We start from the raw sequence: 13059 nt of genomic DNA on the forward strand, positions 1-13059 counted from the left end.
TCTACCCGACAGCGCAAAACCCGTGGCATAAGCTTGCTCGCGATGGCGGTGTGTCAGCCACTGATAATGTCGGCTGCCACGGCCCCATCGCGGGCAAGCCCGCTCCCACAGGGATTGGGGTGGAAGATGATCAGCGTGAACCTGTGCGCCCCGGCAGCATCCGCACCAGCGTGTTATCGCGCACCCAATAATGGTGAAACAACCCCGCCAACGCATGCAGGCCGATCAGCCAGTAGCCGGTGCTGCCGATCAGTTCGTGCCAGTACTTCAGGCGCTTGGCGAAGTCCGGGTCGATGGCGACCGGGGCCGGTATGTGGAAGCCGAAGTACGGGAACGGTTTGTCGCCGGCGGCGAGCATCAGCCAGGCGAGGATCGGGGTGGCGATCATCAGGCCGTAGAGGGCCAGGTGCATCAGGTGCGAGATGCCGGTTTGCCACGCAGGGGGTTTGGGGGTGATCGGTGGACGCGGGGTCAGGCGACCGAGCAGACGGATCCATACCAGAGCGAAGATGCTGGCACCGAACAGGCCGTGAAAGCCCATCAGCAGGCCGCGCGCTTCGCTGCCCTTGGGCATGTAGCCCTTGATTTCGACGCACGCGTAGACGCCGACGAACAGCGCCAGCATCAGCCAGTGCATCGTGATTGAAAGTTTTCCATAACGGTTTACGGCGTTGTCGCGGGTCATAAGTAGCGCCTCGTGATTGTCGTGAGTGACGGTCGATGCGCTCGACGGTCACGTTCCTTTAGCCGGGCGAACCGACGGTGTGAGCCTGCCCGGCCAGTCTTAAGACAGTCTGAAGATCGGCTCACAGGTTAACCTTTTTTTACCTTCAGACTTCGTTAAGAAATGGCTTGGATACTCCTCTCAAACCTATTGAGGGAGGCGTTCTGCCCATGCCCGAATTCGACTGGAACATCCCCCTGCCCCTGCACTTCGGCCAAGCCGATACGCCGCAGATGACGCTGACCAATGCCTTGCCGGATGACGGGCAACGGTCGGCATTCGAGACGTTTATTCAGCAGCGCTTTCGCAAAGCGCACGGCGCTGACATCCGCCATTTCATGCCCGAGCTGTTCGGCATGCACAACGCCGCAGGTGAGCTGTGCGCGGTGGCCGGTGTCCGCCGGGCCCATTTGGAGCCGCTGTTTCTTGAGCGCTACCTGGATGAACCGATCGAGCCGCTGATCAGCGCGGCGGCGGATCGCCCGGTGACGCGCAACGGCATCGTCGAAGTCGGCAACCTTGCCGCCAGCGACACCGGCAGTGCGCGTCTGAGCATCATCGCCATCACTTACTTACTGGCCATGGGCGGTCTGGAGTGGGTGACGTTCACCGGCAACATCGGGTTGGTCAACAGCTTCCATCGTCTCGGCCTGAAGCCAGTGACATTATGCGCCGCAGACCCGGAGCGACTGGGTGACGAGCGTCAATATTGGGGCAGTTATTACGAGAGCAAACCCTGGGTTCACGTCGGCAATATCCGAGCCGGATTTATCCATTTGCGCAATATCGGACTGTTCAACCGGCTGGGACTGCCGACTTCGATTGAAGGAGCTTTCCATGTCGCTTGAGCTGCAACGCTTTCAGGAAACCCTGCGCAGCCATGCCGGGCGCAATGACAACGCGGTCGCGCTGTGGGGCGATACGCTGAAAATCGATTACACGACCCTCTACGCCGAGGTGCTGTATCGCCAGGAGCGTTTGCGCGATGAACACGTGCGAGTGGTCGCACTGGTGCTGGATAATGGCGTCGACGCGATGCTCTGGGATTTGGCGGTGCTGTTCGAAGGCCTGACCTGTGTGACGCTGCCGCCGTTTTTCAGCCCGGCGCAACGCGCCCATTGTCTGGAGCTGAGTCAGGCTGAACGGGTGATTGCTGAACCAGAGCTGGAGGCCGAATTGCTCGGCGCCGGTTACGTGAAAAACGGCGAGTTCTGGTGCCGCACATTCAGTGGACCGAGCCGCATGCCCGCCGGCACCGCCAAACTGACCTTCACTTCCGGTACCACCGGCACGCCCAAAGGGGTATGCCTGAGCGCCGACAGCTTACTGCGGGTTGCACGCGAGCTGGTTCAGGCGAGCGAGCCGACCGGTCCGGCGCATCATCTGGCGCTGTTACCGCTGGCGATTCTGCTGGAAAACCTCGGTTGTTATGCGGCGCTGTATGCCGGTGCGATGTTGAGTCTGCCGAGTCAGAAGACCCTCGGCATCCAGGGCGCCAGCGGCGTCGATGTGCCGCGCCTGCTGGGTTATCTGGCCAGCCGTGCACCGGAGAGCCTGATTCTGGTGCCGCAGCTGTTGCTGATGCTGGTCAGCGCCGCCGAGCAAAAAGCCTTCGATCCGCAAAAACTGCGTTTTGCCGCCGTCGGCGGCGCGCGGGTTTCCGAAGATCTGCTGCACCGTGCGCAACGTGTCGGCCTGCCGGTTTATGAAGGTTATGGCTTGTCCGAATGTGCGTCGGTGGTGTGCCTCAATCGCCCTGGTGCCCGGCGCCCAGGCAGCGTCGGCAGGCCCCTGCCGCATGTCGAAGTGCGTCTGGCCGAGGACGGCGAAGTGTTGATCAAGGGTTCGCCGCTGCTGGGTTATCTGGGGGATGCGCCGTACGCCGAAGAATGGTGGCCGAGCGGCGACCTGGGTGAGTTCGACCCGGAAGGTTTCCTCTTTCTCAAGGGTCGCAAGAAGCATCAGTTCGTTACCAGTTTCGGGCGCAACGTCAACCCGGAATGGGTCGAGTCGGAGCTGACCCAGCGCCGCCACATCGCCCAGGCCTTCGTCTACGGCGAAGCGATGCCGCACAACCACGCCCTGCTCTGGCCGCATCGCGCCGATTGCAGCGACGCTGATCTGGCTGCGGCCGTCGCCGAAGCCAACGAAGCCTTGCCCGATTACGCCCAGGTACATCGCTGGACACGTCTACCGCACCCCTTCACCGCCGCCAATGGCCTGCTCACCGCCAATGGCCGCCCGCGCCGCGAAGCCATTGTCGCGCATTACCACACCCAATTAACCGAATCCGTTATCTGCGAGGCATCCGCATCATGAGTTTTTTCGACACCCTGCAAGAAGCCACACAACGGGAACGCCACGAGCTGTTCAACCTGCCGATCATCGTTGATGCGCTGCAAGGCAAGGTCAGCCTTGAGAGCTATCGGGAATTTCTCGCCCAGGCCTATTACCACGTGCGCCACACGGTGCCGTTGATGATGGCTTGCGGCGCGCGTTTGCCGACACGCCTGGAGTGGCTGCGCAAAGCCGTGTGCGAGTACATCGAAGAAGAATACGGCCACGAACAGTGGGTGCTCAACGATATTGCCGCGTGTGGCGGTGACCGTGATGCGGTGCGCGATGGTCAGCCGTCGCTGTCGATCGAGTTGATGGTCAGCTTTCTGTACGACCTGATCGCCCGGGGCAATCCGGTGGGGTTGTTCGGCATGGTCAATGTGCTTGAAGGCACCAGCATTGCCCTGGCCACCCACGCGGCGGGCAGCATTCGCGAGCGGCTGGCGTTGCCGGAAACGGCGTTCAGCTACCTCAGTTCCCACGGTTCGCTGGACATCGAGCACATGCAGTCCTATCGCCGCTTGATGAACCAGCTCGAGGACCCGCAAGACCAGGCCGCCGTGATCCACGCCTCGAAAGTCGTGTATCGCCTGTACACCGATATGTTCCGTGGATTGCCGCGTGAAGTGCAGGCTCAACATGCAGCTGCATGAAGCGCGTGTTGTCCTGACCGGCGCCAGTGGCGGTATCGGCATGGCCATCGCCAGTGCCTTGTGCGCTGCCGGTGCGCGGGTACTGGCCGTGGCCCGGCATCAGGAAGCGCTGCTGCCGTTGCTTGAGCGGTATCCGCAAAATCTGTACTGGGTCGGCGCCGACCTGACCTTCCTCAGCGACCGGCGCAAAGTGCTGGCCGCCGCCGAGGGCATCGGCGGTATCAACCTGCTGATCAACGCGGCCGGGGTCAACCACTTCGCCATGCTCGAACAGCTGGACGACAGCGACATCAACACCATGCTGGCGGTGAATGTCAGTGCGCCGATCTGCCTGACGAAACTGCTGTTACCGCTGCTCAAGCAGGCGGACAGCGCCATGGTGGTTAATGTTGGCTCCACCTATGGCTCGATCGGCTATGCCGGTTATGCCAGTTACTGCGCGAGCAAGTTTGCCTTGCGCGGCTTCTCCGAAGCGCTGCGCCGGGAGCTGGCTGACACGCGGGTCAGCGTTCTTTACGTCGCGCCGCGCGCCACCCGCACGTCGATGAACAGCTCGGCCGCGCAAGCCTTGAACGATGCACTCAAGGCCAACGTCGATGACCCGCAAACCGTGGCGTCGGCGGTGATCCACGCAATCGCCGGCGGTCGCCGCGATTTGTATCTGGGGTGGCCGGAGCGGTTCTTCGTACGCCTGAACAATTTACTGCCGCACCTGGTGGATCGTGGCCTGCGCAAGCAGTTGCCGCTGATCCGACGCTTCAGCGAAAAAACCGGAAACGAGACCCTCAAACCATGAAAAAAGTCTTCGCCTGCCTGCTGCTCGGTGCCCTCAGCCAATCCGTCTGGGCGCTGGACGCCGCCGATCAACAACGCCTTGCCGGGATCCAGCAGAGCTGGGCGCACATCCAATATGAAGTCGCGGAAAAACAGCGCGCCGCCGCCTTCGAACAGCTCTCAACCGAGGCCACTGCCTTTACCACGCAACGCCCCGCCGTAGCCGAAGCGTGGATCTGGAAGGGCATCGTCACCAGCAGTTGGGCCGGCGCCGAAGGTGGGCTCGGCGCCTTGGGCAAAGCCAAGGACGCCAAGGCTGACCTGGAAAAATCCCTGACCCTGGATCCCAAAGCCTTGAATGGCTCGGCCTACACCAGCCTCGCCGCGCTGTACGACCGGGTGCCGGGCTGGCCGATCGGTTTTGGTGACAGCGACAAGGCCGAGCAATTGCTCAAGCAGGCGTTGCAACTGAACCCCAACGGCATCGACAGCCTGTACTTCTGGGGTGATCACCTCTACCGTGAAAAACGCTACGCTGAAGCCAAGGCAGCGCTGCAAAAAGCCCTGCAAGCCGCACCGCGCCCAGGCCGCGAAAGCGCTGACGCCGGGCGCCGCAAAGAGATCGCCGCCCTGCTGGTGGACGTCAACAAGAAACTCGACTGATAGGAGTGCGCGTGCGTTTATTACTGATTGAGGATGACGTCGCGCTCGGTGAAGGCATTCATCAGGCGCTGGGGCGTGAGGGTTACACCGTCGACTGGCTCAAGGACGGCAGCAGTGCGTTGCATGCACTGCTCAGTGAAACCTTCGACCTGGCGGTACTTGATCTCGGTCTGCCGCGCATGGACGGCCTCGAAGTGCTGCGCCGTTTGCGCGACAGCGGTTCGAATCTGCCGGTGCTGATTCTTACGGCCCGCGATGCCACCGAAGACCGCATCGCCGGGCTCGATGCCGGGGCCGACGATTATCTGGTCAAACCGTTCGATCTGGCCGAACTCAAGGCGCGATTGCGCGCCCTGTTACGGCGCAGTGCCGGGCGCGCCCAGGCGTTGATAGAGCACGCGGGCATCAGCCTCAACCCCGGCACCCAGCAGGTCAGTTATCAGGGCCAACCTGTGGCGCTGACCCCCAAGGAATATCAGTTGCTGCACGAATTGCTCTCACCGCCGGGTCGGGTGATGACCCGCGACCAACTGATCCAGTTGCTCTACGGCTGGAACGAGGAAGCCGAAAGCAACACTCTGGAAGTGCACATCCATCACCTGCGCAAAAAGTTCTCCACCGACCTGATCCGCACCATCCGTGGCGTGGGTTATCTGGTGGAGGAGCGTCGATGACTTCAATCCGGCGCCGCACGCTGACGCTGATCATCGGCCTGCTACTGGCCGGCCTGGCAGTGCTCAGCACGTTCAACGTGCATGACAGCAACCACGAAATCGCTGAAGTCTACGATGCTCAACTGGCGCAGAACGCGCGTCTGTTGCAAGGCGTGATGCGCATGCCGATGGCGAGTACCGAACACGCGCAGTTGTATCAAGCGTTCAATCAGGCCCTGGGCGAAGCCAAGCCACGGGTCGATGGCCATCCTTACGAAAGCAAGATCGCCTTTCAGGTATGGAACCCCAAAGGTGAAGTGCTGGTACACACCGCCAGCGCGCCCTCCTTCACCGCACCGCCGACCCGACCGGGCTTCAGCGACGTGGTGGATTTGAGAGGCCGGCAATGGCGGGCGTTCATGCTGGAAGACAAACAGAACGGCCTGCGCATCTGGGTTGGCGAGCGCGATGATGTGCGCGCCGATCTGGTCGACCGCATCGTGCGGCACACCCTGTGGCCGAATATGCTCGGCAGCCTGATTCTGGCGGCGATGATCTGGCTCGCTATCGGCTGGGGCCTTAAGCCACTGGCGAACATGGCCGCCACCCTGCGCGCCCGCCACAGTGGTTCGCTGGAGCCACTGCAACTCACGCCGCTACCCAGCGAGCTGGAGCCGATGCAAGCTGCCCTTAACCGCATGCTCGCGCAGATCCAGGAAGTGCTCGGCCGCGAACGCCGTTTCATCGCTGACGCCGCCCACGAAATGCGCACCCCGCTGGCGGTGCTGCGCGTGCATGCGCAAAACCTGCTGGAGGCCGGCACCGAGCAGGAGCGCCGCGAATCCCTGGAGTTTCTGATCTCCGGCGTCGACCGCACCAGCCGTCTGGTCAACCAGTTGCTGACCATGGCACGCCTCGAACCGAAATCCGACCCGCCGCCGCTGCAACGCATCGACCTTAGCGAAACCGTGCGCAACAGCCTGGTGCAACTGACGCCGTGGCTGTTAAGCAAACAGCTGGAACTGACCTTCGAGGACAGCGCCGAACCGTTCCACGTCATGGCCAGCGCCGCCGCCCTCGACATTGCGTTGAACAACCTGATCACCAACGCCGCCAACTTCTCCCCGGAACATGGCGTTATCACCGTGACCCTGACCCGAGCCGACGGCTTCTGTCATTTGAGCGTCGACGATCAGGGGCCGGGAATCGATGAAGCGGATCGCGCCCGACTGTTCGAACGCTTCTACAGCCGGGGCAATGCACAGGGCGCGGGATTGGGGCTGACCATCGTCAACACCATTGCTACCCGCTTGGGCGGACGTATTACCCTGGTCAATCGGCAAGAAGGTGGGTTACACGCGACGCTGTCGATTCCTGACGGCCAATGATCCGGCTGCCAGGTTCACGGCACTATTAGCGGCGGGGGCATTTCCTGCAAATCATCCTGCGCAGTCGAGCGCGGCAACGTTTCCGGCACTGTCAGCCACAACAGCATCAGCGCCGCTGCGGCCACAGCCGCCAGGGTCAGGAATGCAGCGCTGTAGCCGGCGGCCTGCACCACGAATCCGGCCAGACCATTGCTCAAGGCCGCGCCCAGGCCAAAGACCGTCGACAACGCACCCAGGCTGATATTGAAGTGGCCGGTGCCGAGGGTCAGGTCTTTCACCACCACCGGAAACAGCGCGCCGAAAACCCCGGCGCCGATGCCATCGAGCAATTGCACCGAAACCAGCCACCAAGGGTCGTTGGACAGCACGTAAAGTACGCCGCGCAACGGCAGAATCAGGAACCCGGCAAGCAGCAACGGCTTGCGCCCCCAGACATCGGCCTTGGCCCCGACCAGCAAGGCGACCGGCACCATCACCAGTTGCGCGGCGACGATGCACGCCGAGGTCAGCGGCGTGGCCATCTGCAGATTGGCCTGTGCCAGTTTCTGACTCACCAGCGGCAGCATGGCCGCGTTCGCCAGGTGGAACAACGCGCAGCACACGGCGAACATCAGCAGCGGTCTGTTCTTGAGCAACACCGAGAACCCCGAGGGCTGCGCACCATGCCCTGCACCGCCGGGATCCAGGCCCCGTGCCAGGCCATGGTCAATGGCCGCCGGCGAGACAAAGGCGACCGCGATAATGCTGGCCAACGCCATCACCGCCATCAGGTAAAACACCGCCACCGGGCCGAACAGGTAGGCAAACAATCCGGCCAACAAGGCGGCGCAGGCGTTGCCCGCGTGGTTGAACGTTTCGTTGCGGCCGGTGCGTCGGGTGAAGGCGCGTGGCCCGGTAATGCCTAAGGTGATCGCCGAGATGGCCGGCGCGAAGATCGACGCAGCGACGGCGCTGAGGGCTTGAGTCAAGGTCACCAGACTGAATGACGCAACGAACGGCAGCAGCAGGCAACTGCCGGTGACCAGCAGCGCGGCAATCGCGATCAATGCCCGCTTGTAGCGTGTGTTGTCGACCAGGGCGCCCGCCGGTGTCTGGGTGATCAGCGCGGCGATCCCGGCGATGGTCATCACCAGGCCGATGCTGGCCGGGTCCCAGTGGTGAACCGCCAGCAGGTAAATCGCCAGATAGGGACCGAGGCCGTCGCGTACGTCGGCAAGGAAGAAATTCAGGCTGTCCAACGACAGGTTGTTTCGGCGATCCAGGTGTGTGGCCACGGCAGCGTCTTCGAGGGTCGAGGTCGTTCGGGTTGAATTGACCTCCGCAGATTGAGTGACCCCTGGCCAGATGTTTTAGTTTCACCGCCCGACGGACATGAAAAAGCCCGCCCGGCAAATACCGGGCGGGCCAGGTTTACGGTCAAATCGAGCGCTGATTGACCCGCGCCATCAGTTGCTCGGCGCTTTCCTTGCGCTCCGAATAGCGATCAACCAGAAAGTCCTGGCGGTCGCGCAGCAGCACAGTGAACTTCACCAGTTCTTCCATCACATCGACGACCCGGTCGTAATACGGCGACGGTTTCATCCGCCCCGCTTCGTCGAACTCCATCCAGGCCTTCGGCACCGAAGATTGGTTGGGGATGGTGAACATGCGCATCCAGCGACCCAGCACGCGCAGTTGATTGACCACGTTGAACGACTGCGAGCCGCCGCAAACCTGCATCACTGCCAGGGTTTTGCCCTGGGTCGGGCGAACCGCGCCAAGTTCCAGCGGAACCCAGTCGATCTGCGCCTTGAACACCGCCGACATCGCGCCATGGCGTTCCGGCGAGCACCAGACCTGGCCTTCCGACCACAACACCAGTTCACGCAATTCCTGCACTTTCGGATGGTCGACCGGGACGTCGTCGGGCAGTGGCAAACCGGACGGATTGAAGATGCGCGTCTCGGCGCCAAAGTGCTCGAGCAGGCGCGCGGCCTCCTCTACCAGCAAGCGACTGAACGAGCGCTCACGGGTCGATCCGTAGAGCAACAGGATGCGTGGTTTGTGCTCGCCCGAGGCGGAGGCTGGCAAGCCTTCGAACAGGGTTGGATCAAGATTGGGCAAGTGGTCTGACATTGTCATGCCTCCTTAAAGCGTACCGACTCGGTCGAGTTCAAGTTTGAGTTCGTCGCGGCTGAGGCGGTTGAAGGGCAGTTCGAGGAAGGCTTTGCAGCGTTGCTCGATGCGCGCCAACGTGGCGTGGAAAGCAGCGTCGATCGCCGCTTCGTCGCCCGTGACTTCGGACGGATCTTCCAGCCCCCAATGCGCCTTCAATGCCGGGCCGAAGTACACCGGGCAGGTTTCGCCGGCAGCCTTGTCGCAGACGGTGATGACGATGTCCGGCGGGTTACTTTCGAACGCATCGTTACCCTTGCTGTACAAGCCATCGGTGGCAATGCCGGCCTGCTGCAAGGTCAAGAGACTGCGCGGCAAGACCTGGCCTTTGGGGAAACTTCCGGAGCTCAACGCCTCGAATCCCGAGGGCGCCAGGTGGTTGAACATCGCTTCACTGAGGATGCTGCGGCAGCTATTGGCTGTGCACATGAACAGGATTCGCATGGGTTGCTCCAGCAGATATTAATGATTTAGCAGCACGCCGCTTCGCGGACAGGACGTCCATCCATCTTGTGCAGACGCGCGGCGTTGTCTTTGAGCCAATCGGCATTGGCTTTGCACGTCACTTGCAGGATCTCGCGAACCCAATCCGGCAGATGCGGATTGAGGCGGTAATAGACCCATTGGCCTTGGCGGCGATCGAGCAGCAGACCGTTGCTGCGCAGTTGCGCCAAGTGACGGCTGATCTTTGGCTGACTGTCGTCGAGGGCGCACATCAGCTCGCAAACACACAGCTCACCCTGATCGGCAATCAACAGGGTGGCGCGGACGCGGGTCTCGTCAGCCAGGCTTTTGAAGACATCGGTGGGCGTGATCATGGGACAGGCTTCGTACATATGGAGATCCGAATATACGGATATCCATATATTAATCAACCCTGGAATGATCCCACCTGACCCACAAACACCGATGCCCCCTGTGGGAGCTGGCTTGCCAGCGATAGCGGTGGGTCAGGCAAAGCCGATGTCGAATGTCAGTCCGCCATCGCGGGCAAGCCCGCTCCCACAGGGTTTGATGCTGGCAAAACTATCCGAGCAACAACCCCTGCTCCGCCTCACACAACCCCACCACATAATCCCAAACCACCCGCAACCGCACCGACTTGTGCAATTCCCTTCGTGTGCTGATCCAGTAACTGCGCTCGATGCTCTCATCCGGCAGCAATGGCACCAGGTCCGGGTCGGGGGCCGCCATGTAGCACGGCAACACGGCGATGCCCAACCCCGAACGCGCCGCTTCCTGCTGAGCGATGACGCTGGTGCTATGGAACACCACGCGAGGGCTGCGGCAGAAGCTGTTGAGGAACATCAGTTCCTGACTGAACAGCAGATCATCGACATAGCCAATCCAGGCATGCCGTCCGAGGTCTTCGCGGCTGTGCAATGGCGGCGCGTTGTCGAGATAGCTTTGGCTGGCATACAGCGCGAGGCGGTAGTCGGTGAGTTTTCGGGTGACCAGCATGTCCGCCGCCGGGCGCTCCAGATGAATGCTGATTTCCGCCTCGCGATTGAGGATGCTGACGAAGCGCGGCACCGCGACCAGTTCCACTTCCAGGCCCGGGTAACGTTCGAACAGACCGATCATGCGACTGGCGAGGAACTTGACGCCGAGACCTTCGGTGACACCGACGCGAATCTTGCCCAGTGGTGCGGTGGACTGGGTGATTTCTTCCTGGGCCAGCAACGCGACGTTTTCCATGGCTTCGGCGTGCTTTAGCAGCGCCTCCCCGGCCGGGGTCATTTCATAGCCTTGGGCGTGCTGAACGAACAGCGCAGTGCCAAGGCTTTTTTCGATGGCCTCGATGTGACGGGCGACCGTAGCGTGGGTGGTGTTCAGTCGGCGGGCCGCGGTGAGCAAGCGTCCGCTGCGTTGCAGCTCGAGAAAAAACCGCAGGTCGTTCCAGTCGAACATGGAGAGTCCTTGTCAGCGAGGGTCATCAAGGCTGTTCGAAAACGCACAGCGGCTGCGCAAAAACTAACATTCTTTTAACGAAAGCTAACAACTAGAGTGTCCGACAATAAAAACAAAAAGCGAGGTCAGGGAATGCAGACTTCCCTCGATGAATACGATTACATCGTGGTCGGCGCAGGTCCCGCCGGGTGTTTGCTGGCCAATCGGCTGTCGGCTGATCCACTGCAGCGCGTGTTGCTGCTCGAAGCCGGCGGACGCGACAACTATGCCTGGATTCACATCCCCGTTGGCTACCTGTTCTGCATCGGCAACCCGCGCACCGATTGGTGCTTCAAGACTGAAGTGCAACCCGGTCTGCAAGGTCGCAGCCTGAGCTATCCGCGCGGCAAAGTGCTTGGCGGCTGTTCTTCCATCAACGGCATGATCTACATGCGCGGCCAGGCCAACGACTACGACGGCTGGGCGGCGGAAGGCAATCCGGGCTGGGCCTGGAACGACGTGCTGCCGCTGTTCAAGCAGAGCGAAAACCACTTTGCCGGCAGCGCTGAATTTCACGGTGCCAAGGGTGAATGGCGGGTCGAGCAACAGCGCTTGTCGTGGCCGATTCTGGATGCCTTTCGCAGCGCCGCTGAACAAAGTGGGATTGCCTCTGTTGAGGACTTCAATGAGGGCGACAACGAGGGTTGCGGCTACTTTCAGGTCAATCAGAAAGCCGGCGTGCGCTGGAACGCGGCCAAAGCCTTTCTCAAACCGATACGTGACCGGGCGAATCTGACGGTGCTGACCGGGGTTGAGGTCGATCGTGTTTTGCTCAAGGACGGTCGCGCCTCTTCTGTCAGTGCGCGTCATGAAGGTCAGGTGAAACGCTTCAAGGCGCGCAAGGAGATCGTGTTGTGCGCCGGTTCGGTCGGCTCGCCGAGCATTCTGCAGCGCTCCGGGATTGGCCCGCGACCATTACTGGAACGCCTCGGCATTGGCGTGATTCATGAGTTGCCGGGGGTTGGCGGTAATCTGCAGGATCACCTGCAACTGCGCCTGATCTACAAACTGGAAAACGCTCGCACCCTCAACCAGATCGCCGGCAGTGTGTGGGGCAAGATGGGCATGGGCCTGCGTTATCTGTACGACCGCAGCGGGCCGTTGTCGATGGCGCCGAGTCAGTTGGGCGCATTTGCCCGCTCGGGGCCGGAGCAGACGTCGGCAAATCTTGAATACCACGTGCAGCCGCTGTCGCTGGAGCGCTTTGGCGAGCCGTTGCACAGCTTCCCGGCCTTCACCGCGTCGGTCTGTGATTTGCGTCCGCAGAGCCGTGGCCGCATCGACATTCGCTCGGCGGATCCGCAAGAGGCGCCGCTGATTCAACCCAATTATCTGAGCCACCCCGAAGACCTGCGCGTGGCCGCCGACGCCATCCGCCTGACCCGACGCATCGTCAGCGCCCCTGCCCTGCAAGCGTTCAAACCGGTCGAGTATTTGCCGGGTGACAGTCTGCAAAGCGAAGAGCAACTGCACGAAGCGGCGGCGCGAATCGGCACGACGATTTTCCATCCGGTCGGCACCTGCCGCATGGGTAATGACGGCGAAGCGGTGGTCGATGCGCAGTTGCGCGTCCACGGCGTGCCCGGTTTGCGCATTGCCGACGCCTCGATCATGCCGAGGATCATCTCGGGCAACACCTGCTCGCCTACGCTGATGATTGCCGAGAAGGCCGCGCAGCTGATCCTCAACCCACCGACCAGGATCTACACACCAACTTCGGAACTGGCCCAAACCCTGTAGGAGCTGCCGCAGGCTGCTCCTAC

At 61.7% G+C, this 13059-nt stretch carries 14 protein-coding genes; 8 read left to right on the forward strand and 6 right to left on the reverse strand.

Annotation, left to right across the window (positions count from 1 at the left end):
- Positions 1–130: 130 nt before the first annotated feature.
- Positions 131–685, reverse strand: coding sequence for a cytochrome b (locus H8B20_RS14590; RefSeq protein ID WP_210623634.1), 555 nt, complete (start codon positions 683–685; stop codon positions 131–133).
- Between the two features lie 209 nt (positions 686–894).
- On the opposite strand from H8B20_RS14590, the gene H8B20_RS14595 reads away from it, so the two are divergent.
- From H8B20_RS14595 to H8B20_RS14625, 7 genes are read left to right on the forward strand one after another with little or no spacing between them, the layout of a single operon-like run.
- A complete protein-coding gene (locus tag H8B20_RS14595) occupies positions 895–1572 on the forward strand; it encodes a thermostable hemolysin (protein WP_210623636.1) in 678 nt (225 codons plus the stop codon).
- Positions 1562–3043, forward strand: a complete 1482-nt coding sequence (locus H8B20_RS14600) for an AMP-binding protein (protein ID WP_210623637.1) — start codon at positions 1562–1564, stop codon at positions 3041–3043. Before H8B20_RS14595 ends, H8B20_RS14600 begins: the two co-directional genes overlap by 11 nt.
- Positions 3040–3714 carry an iron-containing redox enzyme family protein gene (locus H8B20_RS14605; RefSeq protein WP_210623640.1) on the forward strand — a complete coding sequence of 225 codons (675 nt, stop codon included), beginning with the start codon at positions 3040–3042 and terminating at the stop codon, positions 3712–3714. Before H8B20_RS14600 ends, H8B20_RS14605 begins: the two co-directional genes overlap by 4 nt.
- Positions 3701–4510 (forward strand): SDR family oxidoreductase, encoded by an 810-nt coding sequence (locus tag H8B20_RS14610; protein WP_210623641.1) that lies wholly within the window; start codon positions 3701–3703, stop codon positions 4508–4510. Before H8B20_RS14605 ends, H8B20_RS14610 begins: the two co-directional genes overlap by 14 nt.
- A complete protein-coding gene (locus tag H8B20_RS14615; RefSeq protein WP_042559605.1) occupies positions 4507–5151 on the forward strand; it encodes a tetratricopeptide repeat protein in 645 nt (214 codons plus the stop codon). The genes H8B20_RS14610 and H8B20_RS14615 overlap by 4 nt, the downstream gene beginning before the upstream one ends.
- Positions 5152–5162: 11 nt before the next feature.
- Positions 5163–5825, forward strand: coding sequence for a response regulator (locus tag H8B20_RS14620; RefSeq protein ID WP_042559606.1), 663 nt, complete (start codon positions 5163–5165; stop codon positions 5823–5825).
- Positions 5822–7192 (forward strand): ATP-binding protein, encoded by a 1371-nt coding sequence (locus tag H8B20_RS14625; RefSeq protein ID WP_210623643.1) that lies wholly within the window; start codon positions 5822–5824, stop codon positions 7190–7192. Before H8B20_RS14620 ends, H8B20_RS14625 begins: the two co-directional genes overlap by 4 nt.
- Positions 7193–7206: 14 nt before the next feature.
- Here the strand turns inward: H8B20_RS14625 and H8B20_RS14630 are convergent, their stop codons facing one another.
- The 5 genes from H8B20_RS14630 to H8B20_RS14650 all read right to left on the reverse strand — a co-directional run bounded on the left by H8B20_RS14630 (position 7207) and on the right by H8B20_RS14650 (position 11257).
- Positions 7207–8466, reverse strand: a complete 1260-nt coding sequence (locus H8B20_RS14630) for an MFS transporter (protein WP_210623645.1) — start codon at positions 8464–8466, stop codon at positions 7207–7209.
- Between the two features lie 142 nt (positions 8467–8608).
- Positions 8609–9307, reverse strand: coding sequence for an arsenical resistance protein ArsH (gene arsH / locus H8B20_RS14635; protein WP_210623646.1), 699 nt, complete (start codon positions 9305–9307; stop codon positions 8609–8611).
- Between the two features lie 12 nt (positions 9308–9319).
- Positions 9320–9790 carry an arsenate reductase ArsC gene (locus H8B20_RS14640; RefSeq protein ID WP_042559610.1) on the reverse strand — a complete coding sequence of 157 codons (471 nt, stop codon included), beginning with the start codon at positions 9788–9790 and terminating at the stop codon, positions 9320–9322.
- A gap of 26 nt (positions 9791–9816) precedes the next feature.
- Complete coding sequence (locus H8B20_RS14645) at positions 9817–10164, reverse strand: metalloregulator ArsR/SmtB family transcription factor (RefSeq protein WP_210623653.1); 348 nt, start codon at positions 10162–10164, stop codon at positions 9817–9819.
- 208 nt (positions 10165–10372) lie between these two features.
- Positions 10373–11257, reverse strand: a complete 885-nt coding sequence (locus H8B20_RS14650; protein ID WP_042559611.1) for a LysR family transcriptional regulator — start codon at positions 11255–11257, stop codon at positions 10373–10375.
- 132 nt (positions 11258–11389) lie between these two features.
- Between H8B20_RS14650 and H8B20_RS14655 the strand changes: the two genes are divergently transcribed.
- A complete protein-coding gene (locus H8B20_RS14655) occupies positions 11390–13036 on the forward strand; it encodes a GMC family oxidoreductase (protein WP_210623655.1) in 1647 nt (548 codons plus the stop codon).
- Positions 13037–13059 lie beyond the last annotated feature (23 nt).

Source organism: Pseudomonas sp. P42 (assembly GCF_017973755.1).
GTDB lineage: Bacteria > Pseudomonadota > Gammaproteobacteria > Pseudomonadales > Pseudomonadaceae > Aquipseudomonas > Aquipseudomonas iridis.